This is a genomic window from Roseibaca calidilacus, from assembly GCF_001517585.1.
GTDB lineage: Bacteria > Pseudomonadota > Alphaproteobacteria > Rhodobacterales > Rhodobacteraceae > Roseinatronobacter > Roseinatronobacter calidilacus.
Map to the genome: position 1 here is coordinate 2,490,209 of NZ_FBYC01000004.1, position 21,737 is coordinate 2,511,945.

The following is a 21,737-nucleotide window of genomic DNA, read 5'->3' on the forward strand; positions in this document are numbered from 1 at the left end:
GCGTGATCTGTGCGGGCGCGCAGATCAAAGCCGTGCCGCCAGCCGCGCGCCTTGGTCAATGGCGCGCTTCGCGTCAAGCTCCGCTGCGACATCGGCCCCGCCAATGACATGGGCATAGGGCAAAGCATCTGCCAGATCGCGCAACGGGTCTTGCCCGGTGCACAGCACGATCGTGTCGGCGGGAAGCAGATGTTCCCCTCCGTCGCGCTCTACCACCAGCCCATCTGCGGTTATGCGCTTATAGGCCATCCCGCCCAGCATGGTCACGCCTTTGGCGGCAAGGCTTGCGCGGTGAATCCAGCCCGTGGTCTTGCCCAAGCCCTTGCCGGGTTTGCCCGGTTTGCGCTGCACCAGCGTTATGTCGCGTGCGGGGGGCGTGGGCTGCGGGCCGTCCGGGGCCAGCCCGCCGGGGGCCTCCGCAGGGTCGCTCACACCCCATTCGCGCTGCCACAAGGACAGGTCCAAAGCGGCGCTTGGCCCCTGATGGGCAAGATATTCAGCGACATCAAAGCCAATACCACCCGCGCCGACAACCACCACGCGCGCGCCCACGGGCGCTTTGCCGCGCAACACATCAAGGTATCGCAGCACATGGGAAGCATCCTGCCCCTCGATCTGCGGATCGCGCGGGGTGACGCCGGTGGCGATGATGACCTCGTCATAACCTGCCAAGGCGGCAGGGGTGGCGCGGGTGTTCAGGTGCAGCGCAATTCCAGAGCGGTCGAGCATGGTCTGGAACCACGCGACCAACCCGTGGAATTCTTCCTTGCCGGGAATGACGCGCGCCATGTTCAACTGTCCGCCAATGCGGGCGTCAGCCTCTAACAGGGTCACATCATGCCCGCGCTGATCGGCCACCAGTGCGGCCATCAGCCCGGCGGGCCCGGCGCCCACCACGGCAATGCGTTTGGGCGCATCGGTCGGGGTATAGCGCAGCGCGGTTTCGTGCCCGGCACGCGGGTTGACCAAACAGCTAGAGATCTTGCCTTGAAACGTATGGTCCAGACAGGCCTGATTGCAGGCAATGCAAGGCGCGATTTCGCGGGCCCGCCCCGACGCGGCTTTTGCCACGAAATCGGGATCGGCCAGAAAGGGCCGCGCCAGTGACACCATGTCGGCGGCACCGCTTGCCAGCAACTCCTCTGCCAGTTCGGGTGTGTTGATCCGGTTCGAGGTGATGACAGGTATCCCCACCTGCCCCATCAGCTTGCGCGTGACCCAAGCCCAGCCACCACGCGGCACCGAGGTGGCAATGGTGGGCACCCGCGCTTCATGCCAGCCAATGCCGGTGTTGAGGATGCTGGCCCCCGCGGCTTCTATTGCCTTGGCCAGTTGCACCACCTCATCAAAACTCTGCCCGCCCGGCACAAGATCAATCAACGAGATGCGGTAGATCACGATAAAATCGGGGCCAACGGCGGCGCGCACGCGGCGCACCACCTCGACCGGCAGCCGCATCCGGTTTTCATAGGCACCCCCCCAGCGGTCAGTGCGGTGGTTGGTGGCGGCGCATAGGAACTGGTTCAGGAAATAGCCCTCGGACCCCATCACCTCTATCCCGTCATAGCCTGCCTGCTGTGCGCGGGCGGCAGCGGTGGCAATATCGGCGATCTGTTTCTCGATCCCGTCCTCGTCCAACGCGCGCGGCTTGAATGGGCTGATGGGCGATTTGAGCGCCGAAGGGGCAACGCAATCGGGGCTATAGGCATAGCGCCCAGCGTGCAAAATCTGCATGGCGATTTTGCCGCCTTCGGCATGAACGCGGTCTGTGACCAGCCGGTGGTTGGCGATATCCTGCGGCGTATACAGCCCCGCCGCACCGGGGAAAACACCGCCTTCGGCATTCGGCGCCATGCCCCCCGTCACGATCAGCCCGACACCGCCGCGCGCGCGTTCGGCGTAGTATTCGGCCACGCGCGCCCAGTCGCCACGTTCTTCAAGGCCCGTATGCATGGACCCCATCAGCACGCGATTTTTCAGACTGGTATGACCAAGATCCAGCGGCGCAAGCATATGGGGGTAGGTTGGCATGGGTTTCCTCCGGCTAGATGGCAATCCTAGCCGCGGCCCGACGCGTCGGTCCAGCGCAACGCGGCGTCAATAGCCGGTCATTTCCAGATAGCCGCGCCCTTGGTGGCTGCCGGTGACGGTAATCGGCCCTTCCCAATAGCTGACCGTCAGGTCCATCCAAGATTGCGGGTTCACAGGTTCGGTCCGCAAGGCAAGCCCCTGTTCCGGCCAGTCGATGCGCCAGAGCACGGGGATCTCGCGGCCTGCGACACGCTCGGTCCCCTGCGGGGTGAAGGACAGCGCGCCATCGGGCAAGGCGGTGGCCTGCCCCTGCGGCGTAATCCATGTACCCGCCGTAAAGGTCTGCTCGCCGCGCAACTGAAAGCCCATCAGCCGGTGGCCATCTTCCAGCACGATGGAAAACCAGTCCCACCCGGTCTGGTCACTGGCCAAGGGCTGGCTGGACCATTCGCGGTCAAGCCATGCCTGCCCCGTGACAGCAACAGGCCCATCGGGCAGGTTTAGCGTACCCTCGACCGTGTAGAAGGGTTGGGAATAATAGTAACTGGCCTGCCCCGCGGCGGATTTCACGGAATATCCGCCCGCGCCATGCAGCACCAAGGGGCCTTGGGCCTGCATACGCAGATCATAGCCGAAATCGGGGCCGGTGGCGGCAATCTGCAACGCGGAATAGGCATCGGCCCCCTCGGGGGCGATGCTGGTCATATGCCAGTCGTCAATCCACGCCGTGAAGGGGTCGGCCTGCGCGCCGGCCTGACCGATGCCGCCGCGTGCAAAGCGTTCGGCGCTGAAATGGCGCTCTGGCGTGGTCAGCCCGGCATGGCCCATCCAGACTTGCGGGCTGTCCCAACCTTCCGCGTCGTAGGGTGCAAGGGCGGAACGGAACAACGTCCATTGCGCGCCGTAGTCGCGGCCATCCGCGCCCTGCAACGTGGCGGTCAGATACCACCATTCGATGCGATACTCCGGGTGCGGGCCGTGATCGCGCGGGAATTGCAATGCGCGGCCGCGTTCGGGAACGGCGAACCCGTCTGCGTCGGTCCCAAGGCCCGCGAACCCTTGCGCCAAAGCGGGTGGGGCCAGAAAAAGCGCGGCGATCAAAACCTTAACGTTCATTGGCAAACACCCTGAGCAATGGTCCCCCGCCCCCGCGCCATAGCCGCCATGCGGGCCAAGCGCTGGCCGCCAGCATCGCCAACCCCGCCCAAAGCGCCAAGCGCGCCCAATCGGCGGGGAAAACCTGCAACGGCAAGCGCCAGCCAAAAGCCTGCACGTTGATGACCGCCAGCAGCACCTGCGCCAGCATCAACCCAACGGGCAGCGCCAGAACCATGGTCAGCCCCGCCAGAACCAGCGCGCGGGCCAGTTCCAGCCCCGCCAAGTGCCGCACCGTCAGCCCCATCGCCCATAAGGGCGCAAGCTGCACCAGCCGCAAGCCCGACAGCGTGACCAACGTTGCGAACAATGCAAGGGCCGCGACCGACAGGGTCAGCACGTTCAGCGCGCCGGTAATCAGGAAGGTGCGCTCGAAGATTGCCAGTGACAGCGCCTTGGCCTGCGCCTGATCGGTGATCGCTTGGGCGCTTAGCCCGAATTCATCCAGAAGTGCTGCGCGGGTAGCGGCGGGGGCGTCGGTGCGGATGGCCAGTTGCCGCGTGGGCGTGTCGGGGTAAAGCCGGTCGAACCAGCTTTCGGTCACGATGGTTTGCGCCAGCGGGTTGCCGTAATCGGGATAAACGCCAAGGATCGGCACATCGCCCGCACCGGGTAGCGCCACGCGATCACCCGGCCACAGCCCCGCGCGGCGGGCAAGTTGCTCGTTTATCAGCGCGCCTTGTTCCTTCGCCAAACGGTCCCACGGGTCTGGCCCGGCCTGAATCAGCGGCCAGTTGTCGCGGAACGTGGCATGGTCGCGCATGGCAAACACCGCGCCGGGCTGGCCTGCAAGCGTGGCCTCGACCCGGCGCAGCGGCAACACGGCCTGAACGCGCGGCGCTAGAAAATCCTCTAACGCGACGGCTTGCGCGGTGTCGCGCGGGGTGATGGTCATCTCGGCCACCAGCCGCTGGTCCAGCCAGCCAATGAAAGTGGCGCGGAAACTGGCCACCATCGTGCCCACGCCTATATTGGCGGCCAGCGCCAGCATCAGCGCCATCAGCGCCAAGGACAAGCGCGGCAGGTTCTGGCGGCTATCGGCCCAGAACCAGTGCAGCACCGGCGCACGTGCCATGGCTGCGGCCCCGCGCAAGCATAGCGCCAATACGGCCGGGGTTAGCAAAGCCGCCGCCAAAAGCGCCGCTGCCAACAGTGCAAACCCGGCAAACAGGCCCCGCCCGAACAGGCCCAGCGCTATGGCCAGCACGGCCAACAGCCCCGCGCCCAGCACCTGCCAGCGCATCGCCCGTCCAGAAGCCATGGCCCATGCGCGCGGCTGCGCGGGCGCTAGCACCGGCATGTGCCACAACCGCCACAGCGCCTGCCCCCCTGCTAAAGCGGCCCCGGCGAACGCCATGGCCAGACCCGCCAGCGCCCAGACCGGGCTGAATTGCAAACTGCCCGGCACCGGCGCGCCATATAACCCGCGCAAGGTAGCGGCCACGTCGGGCAGCAGTGCCGCCGCCATGACATAGCCCAAGGCCAGACCCGCCAGCCCTGCCAGCAGCGCGAAGACGGCCAGTTCCAACGCCAAGGCCAGCGTCAGCGCGCGCAGCGACACGCCAAGGCTGCGCAGGGTGCGAAACAGGGCGCGGCGTTGCTCGAACGCCAGCCCAACGGCGGAATGCACAATGAACAGCCCCACCGCAAAGGCCAGCGCGCCGAACGCGGTCAGATTCAGGTGAAAGCTGTCGGTCAGCCCGGCCAGTTCCGCGCCCGCTTCGGGCTGGCTCAGGCGCAGCCCGTCGAGCATGGTTCGCGGCACGGGGCCGGTCAGCAACAGGTGGCTGATCTGGCCCGCCATGCCCAAAGCGTCTTGCGCGGTGCCAATATCAACCAGCACGGTGCCAACTGGCACGGCTTGCGACGCGCTTAGCGCGATGTCGGTTGCGCCAATCTCGGCCAGTGTTTCGGGATGTGCAAAACCGTCGCCCGACAGGAAGCCTTGCAAATCGCCATCGGCCAAGGCAGCGGCGGTGCCGGGGGGCGCGGTCAGCGGGTCAATTCCCAGCAGGGTCACACGGGCATCGCCGAGCATGACCCGCCCTTCCACCACCGGCGACACCAGCACCCCCGCGCGGCGCAATTCGACGAAACGCGCCTGCGGTAGCTGGCCGGTCGCGCTGTCCAGCCGGGGCGCACCGTCTTCTGACACCAGCGCCGCGGCGGTTGCATAGGCCCCGCGCGCCTGCGTGTTCAGCGCCTGCACACCCGACCACAACGCTGTCGCCAAGGTCAGGCCCGCAAGCAACATGGCCAGTTGCACTTTGTTGCGCACCCAGTGCGACAAAAGCGCAGCCAGCGTCATGCCAGACGCCCCCCGCGCAACAGCACTTTGCGGTCGCACATATCGGCCAGCCGCGCCGAATGCGTGACAAGCAGCAATGCAGCGGCTTGGGCGCGGGCCAGTTCCAGCATCAGCGCGAACACGGCATCGCCCGTCGCTTCATCAAGGTTGCCGGTTGGTTCATCCGCCAGCAGCACCTTGGGGCGCGCGGCAAGGGCGCGGCCAATGGCGACACGTTGTTGCTGCCCACCCGAAAGCTGCTCGGGGTAGCGCGCCAACAGGTCCGACAGGCCCAACCGCGCGGCCAGATCGGCGCAAAAGCCCGCGTCATGCACGCCCGCAAGCCGGGCCTGAAAGGCTAGATTGGCCCCAACGGTCAGCGACGGCACAAGGTTGAACTGCTGAAACACCAGCCCCACCGTGCCGCGCCGCAGCTGCGCGCGTCCGGCATCGGGAAGCGCGGCCATGTCCTGCCCGCCGACCAGCACGCGGCCCGCATCCGGGGTTTCCAGCCCGGCGGCAATGTGCAGAAGCGTCGATTTGCCGCTGCCGCTTTCGCCGGTCAGCGCCACCACGCGGCCCGCATCCACCGACAGCGACACGCCTTGCAGCACCGGCACCGGGCCTTCGGTGCTGGCAAAGCTCTTGCGAATATCCTCTAGCGCCAGAAGCGACATGCCATTCCCTGCGACTGTCTTGCCGCGCAAGGATAGCCCGCATCCGGCGGCAAGCAATGTCAGCGCGGCGAGCGTTTGGCCAGAATGCGCTGAAGCGTGCGCCGGTGCATGCTCAGCCGCCGCGCGGTTTCAGATACATTGCGGTCGCATTGCTCATAGACACGCTGGATATGTTCCCATCGCACGCGGTCGGCGGACATGGGGTTTTCGGGCAGATCCGGCATTGCTTCGCCATCGCCCAGCAAGGCGCGCACCACGTCATTGGCATCGGCCGGTTTGGACAGGTAATCTGTCGCGCCGATCTTGACCGCCGCGACCGCAGTCGCGATTGCGCCATAGCCAGTCAGGACCACGATCCGGGCATCTTCGCGCTTGGCGCGCAGCACTTCGACCACATCCAGCCCGTTGCCGTCTTCCAGCCGCAGATCGATCACGGCATAGGCGGGCGGACGCGCGGTTGCGATGGCTTTGCCAGCGGTCACGGTTTCGGCGGTTTCCACGGCAAAACCGCGTTTTTCCATGGCGCGCGCCAGACGTTTCAGGAACACCTCGTCGTCATCAACAATCAAAAGCGACGGGTCAGGGCCAAGGTCTAGTTTTGCAGCTTCGGTCATCGTGCTTCCCTTTTGGGTTACACGATAGTTAGGCCGCGCGGCAGGAAAGGTCAATTTGAACCGGGTTTACCCCGGTTCAGGTGCCGGTTCTTGCATTGTCAATGAAGCAGGCCACACGATCGGCCATCTCTTCGGGCGTCGCTTCGCGGCGGAACAATTCGACAAAACCATGCCCCGGCAGGTTTAGATAGGTAAAAGTGGAATGATCGATGAGGTAGAATTCGTCATCCGTTTCCTGCACCGCGTAATAGGCGCGGTAGGCGCGCGCAGCGTCACGGATCTGCTGTTCTGTCCCGGTCAGTCCAATCATGTCCGGGTGCAAGAAGCTGACGAATTCGGAAAGTGCTTCCAGCGTATCGCGCCCGTGGTCCACAGAGATGAACACCGGCGTCACGTCATAGCCGCGCTCTGTCAGCGCGTAGACGGCCTCGGCATTGCGGGCAAGGTCGTAGGGGCAGACATCTGGGCAGAACGTGTAGCCAAAATACAAAAGCACCGGGCGATCCGCGAAATCGGCTTCCGTCACCTGCTGGCCGGTATGGTCTGTCAGGGTAAACGGCCCGCCAATGGCGCCGCTGCCACCCGCGACAGAGGTTTCACGGCATTGCGCGAACTGCCCTTCTTCGGGCGCGAAAAACACCATTCCGCCCAAACCGCCCAGAACCAGCGCCAGAAACCCGGCGGCCAAAATGGAATATTTGCGTAGCATCTGCGCACCCCTGTGACTTGCTGACGCTTGATGCCAAAGCGTCGCGCGCGTAACAATCCCCTTTCCCCAAGATGTGACAACGCGCCCCCATGGACCCGACCTTCGGAGAGATCACGCAAGACAACCGCACCGAATGGGTGCGGCTGCGCACGCTGACCTATGTGCGCATTGTCGCGCTGTCCGGCCAGGTCGGCGCGCTGGTGGCCGCGCATATGGCCTTTGGGTTGCGCTTTGAAACGGGGCTGGTCGCGCTGGTGGTGGGCGCGGCAGGTGTTTCGATCCTGCTCGCGCTGTTCCTGTTTCCGGCCGCCAAGCGCCTGTCCGAAACCGAAGCGTCGCTGACCTTCCTGTTCGATATCGCGCAATTGACCTGCCTGCTGTATCTGACCGGCGGCATCACCAACCCGTTCGCGCTGCTTATCATGGCACCGGTGGCGGTGGCCGCCATGGCGCTGCGGCTGCGCACCACCTTGCTGTTGTCGCTTGTGGCCATTGCCCTGATTACGCTGGTCAGCCTGACATATCGGCCCCTGCGCTTTGTCGATGGCACCGTTCTGGAAATGGTCCCGATCCTAGTTTTCGGGCATTGGGCCGCAATCGTGATCGGCATAGCCTTTCAGGCGTTCTACGCCCAACGCGTGGCGGCAGAGGCCAATTCCATGGCCGATGCGCTTCTGGCCGCGCAAATGGCGCTGTCGCGGGAACAGAAATTGACCGACCTTGGTGGCGTCGTGGCGGCCACCGCGCATGAACTGGGCACGCCCTTGGCCACGATCAAGCTGGTCAGCGCCGAGCTTGTCGAAGAACTGGCCGACCGGCCAGACCTTGCCGACGATGCCCGCTTGCTGGTGCAACAGGCCGACCGCTGCCGCACGATCCTGCAGTCCATGGGGCGCAGCGGCAAGGACGACACCCATATGCGCCGCGCGCTTCTGGAAGCCGTTCTGCGCGAAGCCGCAGAACCGCATCTGGACCGCGGCAAGCGCGTGCATTTCCTGCTGGACCCGGCAAAAGATTGCGAAACGCCGCAACCGCTGATCCAGCGCCGCCCCGAACTAATCCATGGTTTGCGCAACCTGATCCAGAACGCGGTGGATTTCGCCGCGTCCGAGGTTTGGGTCACCGCATGTTGGACCGGGCAAAACCTGCGCATCCGTATCTTCGATGACGGGCCGGGCTTTTCGCCGCAAGTGCTGGGCAGCATCGGGGAGCCGTTTATCGGGCGCGGGCGCGATCCGAATCGTCCCAAACGCCGTCCGGGCTATTCCGGGATGGGGCTGGGCATGTTCATTGCCAAAACGCTTCTGGAACGCACCGGCGCGCGGCTGGAATTTTTGAACTGCGACGGGGCTATCAAAACCCTGCCCGGCAACCCGGTCCTGCATGGCGCGCTGGTTGACCTGACATGGCCCCTGCCCCGGCTGGCGGTGGACCCACGCGCGGCCTTGGGCGAAAACATGCGCGTCGAAAGTTAAACCGCCGCGCTTGAAAGAACTTGATTGGACAGGCGTGACGATGCTGACTACCTTTGCAAAACAAACATCCTGAAAGGCCCCGCCATGCCTGTCCCCCTTGCTCCGATTGCCGCCACCGCCGCGCGTTATGGTGCCATTGCATTGGCCGGATATGTTCTGGCCCGGCAGATGGAACGGGGCCGCGTCGATCAGCGCGCCGAAGACGCGTTTGACGACCTGCCCGAGGGGCTGACCGGCCAGCACGCGCGCGACCGCCAGCAATGGAACATGGCCGGGCGCTTTCGGCGCGTGGTGCGGCTGGGAACATCCGGCCCCGGCGTGGAAATCGACGCCAGCCTGTTGGGTCGCATCCGGTTGCGCCGGGTATGAGCGGGCTGACGCTGTATCATAGCCCGACCTCGCCCTATGTGCGCAAGGTCATGGTGCTGGCCCATGAAGCGGGGGTGATAGACCGGATCGCGCTGGTCCCGGCCTCTGGTACACCGCTGGACCCGGGCACGGTGCCCGTGGGCGCGAACCCGCTTGGCAAAGTGCCGGTTCTGACACGGCCCGATGGCGGCGCGCTGTATGACAGCCGGGTGATCTGCCGCTATCTGGATGCGTTGGCGGGGAACCGTTTCTATCCCTCGGGGCCACGGCAGTGGGATTGCCTGACACTGGAAGCCACGGCAGACGGCATTCTGGATGCAGCTTTGCTGATGGTCTACGAATCGCGCCTGCGGCCCGACAGCATGCAAATGCCCGAACTGGTTGATGGCCAATGGTCCAAGATCGCGCGCAGCGTCGCGCTTTTGGAAGAGCGCTGGCTGGCCTATCTGGCCGGGCCGCCCTGCATGGGGCAAATCGCGCTGGGCTGCGCGCTGGCCTATGTCGATTTTCGGCTGCTTACGCGCGATTGGCGCGGCGCTGCGCCACAGCTTGCCCAATGGCAGGATGGCTTCGTGCAGCGTGACAGCATGACCGCCACAGCACCGCCAAGATAGCGCAAACCTGCCCAAAATGCGGTAACTTCACCGCAACTGCGACACAAGTGCGCGCTTTGAAAGCTGGACGCACCTTTGTTTCCCCGCTAAATGCAATCCCGAGGGGCCGCATTCCGACGTGGCCCGCTTGGTAATTGCAGCCCTCGTACCCATTGAAAAGGGAGAATGCTCGTGTCCCACGCAGATGACCACGATAGCACACGGCGGGATTTCATCTATTACGCAACCGCAGGCGCGGGTGCCGTGACTGTTGGCGCAGCCGTCTGGCCGCTCGTCAATCAGATGAATCCTACGGCCGACGTGCAAGCCCTGTCGTCTATTTTTGTTGATGTCGGCGGTCTTGAACCTGGCAGCCAGTTGACCGTCAGCTTTCTTGGAAAGCCGGTCTTCCTGCGCCGCCGCACCGCCGAGGAAATCGAAGCCGGGCGCGCCGTGAGCGTGGAAGACCTGAGCATCGACCGGGAATCGCGCAACCCCAACAAGCCCGGCACCGATGCGTCCGACGCAAACCGCACCATGGATGACGCTGGCGAATGGCTGGTCATGACCGGTGTGTGCACCCATCTGGGTTGTGTGCCTCTGGGCAATGGCGCGGGTGACTTCGGCGGCTGGTTCTGCCCCTGCCACGGGTCGCATTATGACACGGCTGGCCGCATCCGTCGCGGACCGGCCCCGGAAAACATGCATATTCCGGTGGCAACTTTTGTTGACGAAACCACCGTCCAGCTTGGTTAAAGGAGAGAATACATGTCTGGTATTCCACACGACCATTACGAGCCGACCACCAACGCCGAGAAGTGGATTGACAAGCGTCTTCCTATCGTCGGGTTGATTTACGACACCATCATGATCCCCACGCCCAAGAACCTGAACTGGATGTGGATCTGGGGCATCGTGCTGATGTTCTGTCTGGTGTTGCAGATTGTCACCGGCATCGTGCTGGTCATGCACTATACGCCTGACGCTGATCTGGCTTTTGCCAGTGTAGAGCACATTATGCGCAACGTGAATGGCGGGCATATGCTGCGCTACCTGCACCAGAACGGCGCGATGCTGTTCTTTGCAGCCGTTTACATCCACATCTTCCGTGGCCTGTATTACGGCAGCTACAAATCCCCGCGCGAAGTGACGTGGATCATCGGGATGTTCATTTATCTGGCGATGATGGCAACCGCATTCATGGGCTATGTTCTGCCCTGGGGTCAGATGTCTTTCTGGGGTGCAACTGTTATCACCGGTCTGTTCGGGGCGATCCCCGGCATTGGTGAAATGCTGCAAACTTGGCTGCTGGGCGGGCCTGCCGTTGGCAATGCGACGCTGACACGCTTCTTCAGCCTGCATTACCTGCTGCCCTTCGTGATTCTGGGTCTGTCGATCCTGCACATCTGGGCCTTCCACACCACCGGCAACAACAACCCGACCGGTGTCGATGTGCGCCGCAGCTCGAAAGAGGAAGCCGCGAAAGATACGCTGCCCTTCTGGCCGTATTTCGTCATCAAGGACCTGTTTGCACTGGCCGTGATCTTTGCCCTGTTCTGGGCGCTGGTCGGCTTTATGCCGCAATTCCTTGGCCACCCGGACAACTACATCGAAGCCAACCCGTTGGTGACGCCGTCGCATATCGTGCCGGAATGGTATTTCCTGCCCTTCTACGCAATCCTGCGCGCCTTCACGGCAGATGTCTGGGTGGTGATGGCGGCCAACTGGCTGTCCTTCGGGATCATCGACGCCGCGTTCTTCGGGGTTCTGGCCATGTTCGGCGCGATCTTCGTCATGGCGCTGGTGCCGTGGCTGGATCGGTCCTCGGTGCGGTCGGGCCGTTACCGCCCCATGTTCAAATGGTGGTTCTGGCTTCTGGTCGTCGATTTCTTCGTGCTGATGTGGGCAGGCGCCATGCCGGCGGATGGCATCTATGGTGTCATATCGCTGATCGGGACGACCTATTGGTTCGCGTATTTTCTTGTGATCCTGCCAATCTTGGGCGTGATCGAGAAACCGCTGCCGCAGCCCGCCACGATCGAGGAAGACTTCAAAGCCTCGATCAAGAAGAAGTCCAGCGGCGGCAAGGGCCCCTCGCCCGAACCGGTCCCGGCTGAATAAACGACGGAAATTGGAGAGATAGAATGTTCAAGAAACTCGCCGTTTCCACGATCACGGCAGCCTTGCTTGCCAGTTCTCCGGCCCTTGCGGCCGGGGGGCTGGGGAAGATCACCGATTACGACTTTTCGTTCGAAGGCCCTTTCGGCACCTATGACCGTAACCAGCTTCAGCGCGGGCTTCAGGTCTATACGGAAGTGTGCTCCTCGTGCCACGGGCTGGAAAAGGTTGCTTTCCGCAACCTGAGCGACCCGAACGGCCCGGAACTGCCCGACGACCAGATGCGCGCCTATGCGGAAATGTTCGAAATCTGGGACCCGGAATTGCGCGACTGGCGCACCGCCACCGCGCCAGACCATTTCCCCGAATCGCAGTTCGAGGGCGCACCTGACCTAAGCCTGATGGCCAAGTCGCGTGTCGGGTTCTCTGGTCCCTACGGTCTGGGCATCAACCAGCTAATGAACGGCATGGGCGGCGCAGAATACATCGCGTCCTTCACCAACGGCTTTAACGGCGACGAGAAATTCGAAGCCGGGTCGATGTTCTACTACAACGAGGCTTCGTCAAGCTGGGTGTCGATGGCACCGGTGCTGTATGATGACGGGGTGGAATATGCCGATGGCACGACCGCGACCGCTGATCAGCAGGCGCAAGATGTCGCCGCTTTCCTGATGTGGGCCGCAGAACCCAAGATGGTTGAGCGTAAGCAGGCCGGGTTCGTCGGTGTCATCTTCCTGTCGGTTCTGGCCGCATTGCTGTATCTGACCAACAAGCAGCTTTGGGCGCCCATCAAGCGGGCCGCCAAAGAAGACTGACGGACCGCCACCGCGATCCTGAAAAGCGCGCCCCATCTGGGCGCGCTTTTTGCTTTTCAGCCGGTGGCAGCAGGTGTAGCTGTTACGCAAGCTTAACCTGTGAAAGATCGGATCATGTCGGACAATCTGCGCGGCGCCCTGCTGATGACCTTGGCCATGGCCGGGTTCGCGCTGGAAGACATGTTTATCAAGCTTCTGTCCGGGACAATCCCGGTCGGGCAAATCCTGTTTATGCTAGGGGCCAGCGGCGCCTTGGTCTTTGGGCTGTTTGCCAACGCAAAGGGGCAAAAACTGTTCTCCGCCGATATGGCCAGCCGCGCCATGATTATCCGCAATATCGGAGAGGTCGTGGGCACGGTCGGCTTCGTGCTGGGTTTCGTGCTGGCCAGCTTGTCCACGGCCTCTGCCATTTTGCAGGCCACACCGCTGGTCGTAACATTGGGCGCGGCGCTGTTCCTTGGCGCGCAGGTCGGCTGGAAACGCTGGATGGCCATTCTGGCGGGCTTGTTCGGTGTCCTGCTCATCGTGCGGCCCGGCATGGCGGGGTTTGAGCCTGCCTCGCTCTGGGCCGTGATCGGCGTGCTGGGGCTGGCCACGCGCGACCTTGCCACCCGCGCCGCGCCCATGCGCATCTCTGGCTTTCAGATGTCGGCTTGGGCCTTTGGCCTGATGGCCCCCACTGGCCTTGCCATGATGTGGGTCATGGGCAGTCGCGCGGTCTGGCCCGAAGGGCTGCAACTGGCTTATCTGGCCTGCACGCTCATCATTGGCGTGATTGCCTATTACATGGTCGTCGCAGCCATGCGTGTGGGCGACATCCCGGTTGTCACGCCCTTCCGATACACCCGCATGGTCTTTGCGCTGTTCGTGGCCTTGCTGGTTTTTGGCGAACGCCCGGACACGCTGACCTATATCGGCGCCGCGATTATCGTGGCGGCTGGCCTGTTTACCCTGTGGCGGGAAACGCGCCGCCCTTCCCTTGGGCGCGCCAGACAGGTATAGCAAGCGCAACCAACTTGCCAGCGCATAGGGACAGAGCATGAGCATTATCATCGACGTAATCGGCCGCGAGATCCTTGACAGCCGGGGCAACCCGACCGTGGAAGTGGATGTCATTCTGGAAGATGGCACCATGGGCCGCGCCGCCGTGCCCTCGGGTGCCTCGACCGGCGCGCATGAGGCGGTAGAGCGCCGCGATGGCGACACATCCCGCTACATGGGCAAGGGCGTGCTGGAAGCCGTCGCCGCCGTGAATGGCGAATTGGCAGAGGCGCTTGTGGGCTTTGACGCGACCGAACAGGTCGCCATCGACGCCGCCATGATGGAACTGGACGGCACCGCCAACAAGGGCCGTCTGGGCGCGAATGCCATTCTGGGTGTGTCCATGGCCGTGGCGAAAGCCGCCGCTGACTACACCGGCCAACCGCTGTTCCGCTATGTGGGCGGCACCTCTGCGCGCACCTTGCCTGTGCCGATGATGAACATCATCAACGGCGGCGAACATGCCGACAACCCGATCGACATTCAGGAATTCATGATCATGCCGGTCGCGGCAGATAGCATTCGCGACGCGGTGCGCATGGGTGCCGAAGTGTTCCACACGCTGAAAAAGGAACTGCATGCGGCAGGCCTGTCCACCGGGATTGGCGATGAGGGCGGCTTTGCGCCGAACCTGTCCAGCACCCGCGACGCGCTGGATTTCATTCTGAAAGCCATTGAAAAGGCAGGCTACACGCCGGGGCAGGATATCTACCTTGCGCTCGACTGCGCCTCGACCGAGTATTTCAAGGGCGGCAAGTATGAGATGGTGGGCGAAGGGCTGTCGCTGAGTGCGGCCGAGAATGTCGACTATCTGGCCAAGCTATGTGACGATTACCCGATCATCAGCATCGAAGATGGCTGCGCCGAAGATGACTGGGACGGCTGGAAACTGCTGACCGACCGTCTGGGCGACCGCGTGCAATTGGTGGGCGACGACCTGTTCGTCACCAACCCGGCGCGTCTGGCCGATGGCATCGCCAAGGGCTGCGGCAATTCGCTGCTGGTGAAGGTGAACCAGATCGGCACGCTGACCGAAACCCTGGCCGCCGTGGACATGGCCCACCGCGCGCGCATGACCTGCGTCATGTCGCACCGCTCGGGCGAGACCGAGGATGCGACCATTGCCGATCTGGCTGTCGCCACGAATTGCGGGCAGATCAAGACCGGTTCGCTGGCACGGTCTGACCGGTTGGCCAAGTATAACCAACTGATCCGCATTGAAGAAATGCTGGGTGAAACGGCGATCTATGCAGGCCGGTCAATCCTGCGCTAATCCCTTGTGGCGCGCGCGGGCGGACCTGCGCGCGCTTACAAACTATTAAGCCGAATCAGCTAGCGTAAGTGACTTAAGCTGTTTTCCGTGGAACCGGAGGGCCAAATGTCACTGTTACCGCCCGTCATACCCAGTGCTGCGCCCCTACAGGCGCGCGACATGTCGGCATTGGCTGTGACCGCAGCCCAGCGCGCCACCCCCGCGATCAGCGCAACCCAAACGCAGGCCGCCGTGCAACAGGCCAAGGCCGGAACCCGGACAGAGCTGCTGAGCACACGCGACCTTGTGCCGGTAACAGACAAGCGCAACCGCCTTGTCGGCCCACCGCCGACATTCGATGTGAACCTGCTACAGCATATCCGCGAAACCCGAAACGACCCGCCGGAAGTGGCAGCATCGCTGGAACCGCAGGGCGCAGACCCCGATGGCGCGGTTCGCGCCATTGCGGACAAGAACGGCGCAGCAGACACGGTCAGCACCGCTTACGGGCAACTTCTACAGTCTGGCGCATCTGCCAACCCGGCAGACAGGATGAATGCGCGTTTGTGATCTGCACGCGCCTGACCACCGCAGGCATTAGAGCACGTCGCGCAAAAGTGGTTCCCGGTTTTGCGCAAAAAGACGTGCGATCATAAAAGGATAGAGTGGGGCGCGTGTGAATGAACGCGACGCGCATTAAAAAGCCCCGGACCAACATCCGGGGCTTTCAGATTTTTACAAAGGAACAGGCTTATTCGGCCTGCTCTGCCGCAATCTCTTCGCCGGTTTCCTGATCGACCATCTTCATGGCCAGACGCACCTTGCCGCGATCATCAAAACCCAGCAGCTTGACCTTCACCTCTTGGCCTTCTTTCAGCACATCCGACGGGTGGTTCAGGCGACGGTTTTCGATCTGGCTGACATGCACCAGACCATCACGCTTGCCGAAGAAATTCACGAAGGCACCGAAATCGACCAGTTTCACCACGCGGCCTGTGTAGATCTTGCCAACTTCCGGCTCTGCCACGATCGAATAGATCATGTCATAGGCGCGTCTGATGGCCTCTGCATCGCTAGAGGCGATCTTGATGACACCATCGTCGTTGATGTCGACCTTCGCGCCCGACACTTCCACGATCTCGCGGATAACCTTGCCGCCCGTGCCGATGACTTCGCGAATCTTATCCGTCGGCACCTGCATGGTTTCGATCTTGGGCGCATATTGGCTAAAGCCCTGCGGCGCGGTCAGCGCCTTGGCCATTTCGCCCATGATATGCATCCGCGCGTCCTTGGCTTGCGCCAAAGCCTGCTCCATGATCTCGAACGTGATGCCCGCAACCTTGATATCCATCTGCAAGGACGTGATGCCTGCTTCCGTGCCTGCGACCTTGAAATCCATGTCGCCAAGGTGGTCTTCGTCGCCCAGAATGTCGGTCAGAACGGCAAAGCGCCCGTCATCTTCCAGAATCAGGCCCATGGCCACACCGGCAACCGGCGCTTTCAACGGCACGCCCGCATCCATCATCGACAGCGACCCGCCGCAGACGGTTGCCATAGAGGACGACCCGTTCGATTCCGTGATCTCGGATACCAGACGGATGGTGTAGGGGAAATCCGTTGCCGCAGGCAGAACTGCCTGCAACGCGCGCCATGCCAGCTTGCCATGGCCCACTTCGCGCCGTCCCGGAGGGCCGAAGCGCCCAACCTCGCCCACCGAATAGGGGGGGAAGTTGTAATGCAGCAAGAAGCTTTGCTTGCTGGTGCCGGTCAGCGCGTCGATGAATTGTTCATCATCGCCCGTGCCCAGCGTGGTAACGCACAAAGCCTGCGTTTCGCCACGGGTGAACAGGCTGGACCCATGCGTGCGCGGCAGCAGGCTGGTTTCGGCCACGATGGGGCGCACGGTCTTGGTGTCGCGCCCGTCCACGCGGGGGGCACCGTTGATGATGTCGCCCCGCAGGATGGAGGATTCCAGCTTTTTCAGCGCCGACCCAAGGTTCGCATCAGCCAGTTGCTCTTCCGTCAGCGCGGCTTTGATCGCGTCGCGCGCGGCAGCAATCGCCGCCACACGTTCTTGCTTGTCGCGCAGGGCGAAGGCAGCACGCATCTGGGTTTCGCCAGCGGCCTTCACGGCGGCATACAGGTCCGAGTAATCCGGGGGCGTAAAGTCGAACGGCTCTTTCGCGGCGTCTTCGGCCAGGTCGATAATCAAGTCGATCACCGGCTGAATGCTGTCATGCGCGAATTTCACCGCGCCCAGCATTTCGGCTTCGGTCAGCTCATAGGCTTCCGATTCCACCATCATCACGGCGTCCTTGGTGCCCGCGACGACCAGATCAAGGCGCTGCTCGGCGTTTTCGCGCAGCTTTTCCATGTCTTGGCATTCGGGGTTCAGGATGTATTCGCCATTGGCATAGCCCACGCGCGCAGCGCCAATCGGCCCCATGAAGGGCGCGCCGGAAATGGTCAGCGCGGCGGAAGCGGCGATCATGGCGACCACGTCGGGTTCATTGACCAGATCGTGGCTCAGCACGGTGCAGATCACCAGAACTTCGTTCTTGAAGCCCTCGACAAACAGCGGGCGGATCGGACGGTCGATCAGCCGCGAGGTCAGGGTTTCCTTGTCGGACGGGCGCGCTTCGCGCTTCAGGAAACCGCCGGGCACCTTGCCGGCTGCGTAGTATTTCTCAACGTAATGCACGGTCAGCGGGAAAAAGTCTTGCCCCGGCTTGGCCTCTTTTGCGAAGGTCACGTTGGCCATAACGCTGGTTTCGCCCAGCGTGGCAATGACCGACCCGTCAGCCTGACGGGCAATCTTGCCGGTTTCCAGTGTCAGGGTTTCTTGGCCCCACTGGATGGATTTCTTGGTAATGTTGAACATACGTCATTCCTCGTCGGAGCACTTCCGGGCCCTTCCCGGATCTCCTGATGTGTATGGCGGCCCCATTGCCGCCGACCCCAATCCTTGTGCATCACGCCGGGGCCGAAGCGTCACGTCTCAGATAGGCCGTGCCATACAGGAAAAGCGGCTACGGGGGAAGTGGGGGAATTTGACAGTAAACCGCGCGCCAAGCGCGCCAATTCACACCCAGCGGGCGAAGGGCGGTAGGCTCATCAACACGGCGTCGGGGTCGTGCCCGGTTTGCAGGCCAAACTTGGTGCCCCGGTCATAGACAAGGTTGTATTCGGCATATAGCCCGCGATGGATAAGCTGCGTTTCCTTGTCCGCATCCGTCCACGCCATGCCGCGCCGCCGGTCCACCTGCGCCAGAAATGCGGGCAAAAAGGATTTGCCTACATCTTGGGTAAAGGCAAAGTCAGCGTCCCAATCGCCGGTGCAATAATCGTCGTAAAAAATGCCGCCCACACCCCGCGCGCGCTTGCGGTGGGGGATATAGAAATACTCATCCGCCCACTCCTTGAAGCGCGGATACAGATCCGGCCCATGCGGGTCGCAATGCGCTTTCAGCGTGGCGTGAAAATCGGCCGTGTCCTCTGGGTATTCGATGCAGGGGTTCAGGTCGGTGCCGCCGCCGAACCACCACGCGCCCGGTGTCCAGAACATGCGGGTGTTCAGATGCACGGCGGGGACATGCGGGTTTTGCATATGCGCGACCAAGGAAATGCCGCTGGCCCAGAAGCGTGGGTCACTGTCCAGCCCCGGAATTTCCTTGCGCGCGGTCAAGGACCGCTGCGCCGCGTCGCCCAACTGGCCGTAAACGGCAGAGACATTCACGCCGACCTTCTCGAACACCCGACCGCCGCGCATGACACTCATCAAGCCGCCGCCTGCGTCGGAACCGTCGGGCGCGTGGCGCTTGGTATCGGTCACCTCGAACCGCCCGGGCGCGCGGTCGGACATGGGCCCGGTGCCGTGGCTGTCCTCGACCGCCTCGAACGCCGCGACAATCTGGTCGCGCAGCGCGCGGAACCATGCAGCGGCGCGGGCCTTGCGGTCGTCAAAATCAGGATCGGTCATCGGCAAGGTTCCTTGTAGCTTTGCCTTGATGTGCCACGCGGGGGACCGCATGACAAGCTGGGTTTACAGATGTCACCGGGGCAGGGCCTGCGACATGACCTTTTCAACATTGGCCCCGCGGGCGCGGGCGCTTGCCTCGACCGCCTGTTGCAGCGCGGTGTTGCGGGCCAATAGGCGCCGAAAGCGCGCTTCATCCAGCGCAAACAAGGTGCAATGCGTGATCGCGCTGACCATGGCGCGGCGCGGTTGGCCGGTCAGCATTCCCAGATGGCCAAAAAACTCGCCCCGGCCCAGCCGCAATTTCTGCCCGCGGCGTTCCATCTCGACCGCGCCAGAGGCGATGAAATACACCGAGCGCGGCACTTCCCCCTTGCGGATCAAAACCTTACCCGGTTCGACATAATAGGTGGTCAGCGCGCGGGCCAGACGTTTATGGGCATCGGCGGGCATGTTGTCGAAAACGGGAAAGGCGCGCAGGAATTCCTCGCGCTGCAAGGCGAAATCCAGACGCGGCCGCTCATCCAACTGTTTGCGGGCCGCATCCAGCTTGGTGCGCAACGTGGCGTGCAATTCGCGCCCGATCAGCCCATCGGCAAAAAGCGTTTCATATTCGCGCTCTTCCAGCCGCAGCGAGGTGCGGCGCAGGAAGCGGCGTTCGATCTCTTCGGCATAGCCGGGATATTGCAGGCGCAGCCCCTCGATGGCACTGGCGGTTTCCTCGGCCCGGCGGCGCAGCAATTCGTGCAACAGATCGGCCACGCGTCGGCCATGAATGCGGCGAATCTTGCCCGCGATAAAGCCGTGCAATTCCTGCAAGACAAGCTGTTGGTTCAGCAGCAGTTCGAACCGGTCGGCGGTCATGGCCTCTAGCGGGCGCGACCAGCGCAGCCGGTTGTTCAGCCACACCGCGACCCGGTAGCGCCCACCAAAGCCCAGCGCGCGCCGCGCGGTGCTGCGGTATTCGTTGCGCCCGCCCAACCGCGTGCGTTCGATCAGGCCGTCAACATCGGACAGCATCCGCTCGACCAACCGGGATGAGAAGAGCTGTTGGCGGAAATGCTCGATAATCAGGTCGCGCTCGCGCCCGGCCAGCGCCACCAGCCCCAAGGTAATGCGGTCGCGGTCCGGAATATCGACGCTTTCGGCATCGGCCACCGCCCCGTCCAGCCGCCCGGCAAAGCGCTTGGCCTCTGACCGAATAACATCGGGCGTCAGTTGATAGTCGCGCGCGCTGTCCGACACGGCCTCGCGCACGTTTTGCAGCGCAACGGCAATGACCTGCCGCGACAGTGCCTCGTCCAGCGCGGGCAGGCGGTTCAGCCCCAAACGCGCGATCATCCAGCGCAAGGTCGTGCCCTGCACCAGCAGCGTGAACAGCGTGAAGCCGGTGGCAAGAATACCCACCTCGCGCTTGATGGCCGGGGGCACCAGCGCGCTTTCCGTGACCGCCAGCGCCAGCGCCAGCGTAACCGCACCGCGCAAGCCCCCCCATAGGATGGCCGCACGGTAGCTTGGGTCCACCCGTGGCGACAGGCGCATCCGGCCCAGTAGCGGTAAAACCCCGAACAGCATGACCGCGCGCGCCGCGATGGCCGCAACCACGATCACCCCGATCAGCAACAGATCGCTTGGGCGCAGGTCGCCCATCAGGCGCGGAATAAGCAGCGCGGCCAGAATGAAGATGAACGCCCCCGCCCAATAGGCCAGAATATCCCAGACCTCTCGTAGGTAGCCCCAGCTTGCGGGCGTCAGGCGGCTTGGACCGGTCAAGTTCAGCACCAGCCCGGCCACGACCACCGCAATAACGCCAGAGGCCCCGGCATATTGTTCTGCGACAATATAGGTCAGGTAAGGCAAGGCCACGCTGACCGACACTTGCGCGCGCGGAAAGGTTGGCAGCACCGCCATAAGTGCAATGGCAACGCGGGCAAAGACCCAGCCCAGCACCACCCCGCCGCCGATCAACCACGGAAAGGTCAGGGCCGCCTCTTGCAGGGTCGGGTTGGGCACGCCCAGCATGACAAAGGTCAAGAAAAACCCGAATAGCGCAATCGCGGCGGCGTCGTTCAGCAGGCTTTCACCTTCGACAATGCGGGTCAGACGTTGCGGCGCGGCGATGTTGCGAAAGATGCTGACCACGGCAGACGGGTCCGTGGTGGACACAACCGCGCCAATCAGCAAACAGGCCGCCAAGGGCAGGCTGGTAAACGGCGTCAGCGCATAGCCGATCACCACGGTAGACACCAGAACCGCCCCCACCGCCATCAGCAGGATGGGAACCCAGTCATCCAGCATCCGCCGCGCATTGACCACAAGCGCGACCTGAAACAGCAATGTGGGCAGCAGAATATACAGGAACACGTTCGACCGGATCGGCAAATCCAGCAGGCGCCGCACCACCGGGCTAAGCGTGTCCCCAAGGCCAGAGGTGGACAGCGTCAGCGCCACCGCACCGATAAGCGCGCCCATGATCGCCAAGATCACTGTAAAAGGCAGGCGCAGACGCTCGGCCAGCGGCTCTGACACGCCGATAACGACAAAAAGCAGCGCCACCGCGCCGGAAAAAGCGATGATATCCATGGGGTTTAGCCTAACGCACTGGCCAGACGAATGGAACGCGGC

At 63.1% G+C, this 21,737-nt stretch carries 18 protein-coding genes; 9 read left to right on the forward strand and 9 right to left on the reverse strand.

Going from position 1 to position 21,737, the window contains the following annotated elements:
* Positions 1-24: 24 nt before the first annotated feature.
* From AWT76_RS15740 to AWT76_RS15765, 6 genes are all read right to left on the reverse strand, one after another.
* Complete coding sequence (locus AWT76_RS15740; RefSeq protein WP_072247202.1) at positions 25-2,031, reverse strand: NADPH-dependent 2,4-dienoyl-CoA reductase; 2,007 nt, start codon at positions 2,029-2,031, stop codon at positions 25-27.
* Between the two features lie 66 nt (positions 2,032-2,097).
* Positions 2,098-3,147, reverse strand: coding sequence for a lipocalin-like domain-containing protein (locus tag AWT76_RS15745; protein WP_072247203.1), 1,050 nt, complete (start codon positions 3,145-3,147; stop codon positions 2,098-2,100).
* Positions 3,137-5,494, reverse strand: coding sequence for an ABC transporter permease (locus AWT76_RS15750; protein ID WP_072247205.1), 2,358 nt, complete (start codon positions 5,492-5,494; stop codon positions 3,137-3,139). The genes AWT76_RS15745 and AWT76_RS15750 overlap by 11 nt, the downstream gene beginning before the upstream one ends.
* Entirely contained in the window at positions 5,491-6,150 is a 660-nt protein-coding gene (locus AWT76_RS15755) for an ABC transporter ATP-binding protein (RefSeq protein WP_072247207.1), read from the reverse strand. The genes AWT76_RS15750 and AWT76_RS15755 overlap by 4 nt, the downstream gene beginning before the upstream one ends.
* 59 nt (positions 6,151-6,209) lie before the next feature.
* The gene (locus tag AWT76_RS15760) at positions 6,210-6,764 is read right to left on the reverse strand and encodes an ActR/PrrA/RegA family redox response regulator transcription factor (RefSeq protein WP_072247209.1); all 555 of its coding nucleotides are present in this window, start codon (positions 6,762-6,764) and stop codon (positions 6,210-6,212) included.
* Positions 6,765-6,840: 76 nt separating this feature from the next.
* Positions 6,841-7,473, reverse strand: a complete 633-nt coding sequence (locus tag AWT76_RS15765) for an SCO family protein (protein ID WP_072247211.1) — start codon at positions 7,471-7,473, stop codon at positions 6,841-6,843.
* Positions 7,474-7,562: 89 nt separating this feature from the next.
* Between AWT76_RS15765 and regB the strand changes: the two genes are divergently transcribed.
* From regB to AWT76_RS15810, 9 genes are all read left to right on the forward strand, one after another.
* Positions 7,563-8,948 carry a sensor histidine kinase RegB gene (regB, locus tag AWT76_RS15770; RefSeq protein ID WP_072247213.1) on the forward strand — a complete coding sequence of 462 codons (1,386 nt, stop codon included), beginning with the start codon at positions 7,563-7,565 and terminating at the stop codon, positions 8,946-8,948.
* An 84-nt stretch (positions 8,949-9,032) separates the two neighbouring features.
* Entirely contained in the window at positions 9,033-9,317 is a 285-nt protein-coding gene (locus AWT76_RS15775; RefSeq protein ID WP_072247215.1) for a hypothetical protein, read from the forward strand.
* Between the two features lie 5 nt (positions 9,318-9,322).
* Positions 9,323-9,931: a glutathione S-transferase gene (locus AWT76_RS15780; protein WP_072247780.1), complete on the forward strand. Its 609-nt coding sequence runs from the start codon at positions 9,323-9,325 to the stop codon at positions 9,929-9,931.
* A 171-nt stretch (positions 9,932-10,102) separates the two neighbouring features.
* Positions 10,103-10,666, forward strand: coding sequence for a ubiquinol-cytochrome c reductase iron-sulfur subunit (petA, locus tag AWT76_RS15785; protein ID WP_072247781.1), 564 nt, complete (start codon positions 10,103-10,105; stop codon positions 10,664-10,666).
* 12 nt (positions 10,667-10,678) lie between these two features.
* On the forward strand, positions 10,679-12,031 hold the full coding sequence (locus AWT76_RS15790; RefSeq protein ID WP_072247217.1) for a cytochrome b: 1,353 nt from the start codon (positions 10,679-10,681) through the stop codon (positions 12,029-12,031).
* Positions 12,032-12,054: 23 nt separating this feature from the next.
* Entirely contained in the window at positions 12,055-12,843 is a 789-nt protein-coding gene (locus AWT76_RS15795; RefSeq protein ID WP_072247219.1) for a cytochrome c1, read from the forward strand.
* Between the two features lie 114 nt (positions 12,844-12,957).
* Positions 12,958-13,845 (forward strand): DMT family transporter, encoded by an 888-nt coding sequence (locus AWT76_RS15800; RefSeq protein ID WP_072247220.1) that lies wholly within the window; start codon positions 12,958-12,960, stop codon positions 13,843-13,845.
* Between the two features lie 37 nt (positions 13,846-13,882).
* On the forward strand, positions 13,883-15,157 hold the full coding sequence (gene eno, locus AWT76_RS15805; protein WP_072247221.1) for a phosphopyruvate hydratase: 1,275 nt from the start codon (positions 13,883-13,885) through the stop codon (positions 15,155-15,157).
* A 105-nt stretch (positions 15,158-15,262) separates the two neighbouring features.
* Positions 15,263-15,706 (forward strand): hypothetical protein, encoded by a 444-nt coding sequence (locus AWT76_RS15810; RefSeq protein WP_141655981.1) that lies wholly within the window; start codon positions 15,263-15,265, stop codon positions 15,704-15,706.
* Between the two features lie 181 nt (positions 15,707-15,887).
* On the opposite strand, the gene pnp is transcribed toward AWT76_RS15810, so the two are convergent.
* The 3 genes from pnp to AWT76_RS15825 form a co-directional block, all read right to left on the reverse strand.
* The gene (gene pnp / locus AWT76_RS15815; RefSeq protein ID WP_072247224.1) at positions 15,888-18,017 is read right to left on the reverse strand and encodes a polyribonucleotide nucleotidyltransferase; all 2,130 of its coding nucleotides are present in this window, start codon (positions 18,015-18,017) and stop codon (positions 15,888-15,890) included.
* A gap of 201 nt (positions 18,018-18,218) precedes the next feature.
* The gene (gene hemF, locus AWT76_RS15820; RefSeq protein WP_072247226.1) at positions 18,219-19,115 is read right to left on the reverse strand and encodes an oxygen-dependent coproporphyrinogen oxidase; all 897 of its coding nucleotides are present in this window, start codon (positions 19,113-19,115) and stop codon (positions 18,219-18,221) included.
* 72 nt (positions 19,116-19,187) lie between these two features.
* A complete protein-coding gene (locus AWT76_RS15825; protein ID WP_072247228.1) occupies positions 19,188-21,695 on the reverse strand; it encodes a cation:proton antiporter in 2,508 nt (835 codons plus the stop codon).
* Positions 21,696-21,737 lie beyond the last annotated feature (42 nt).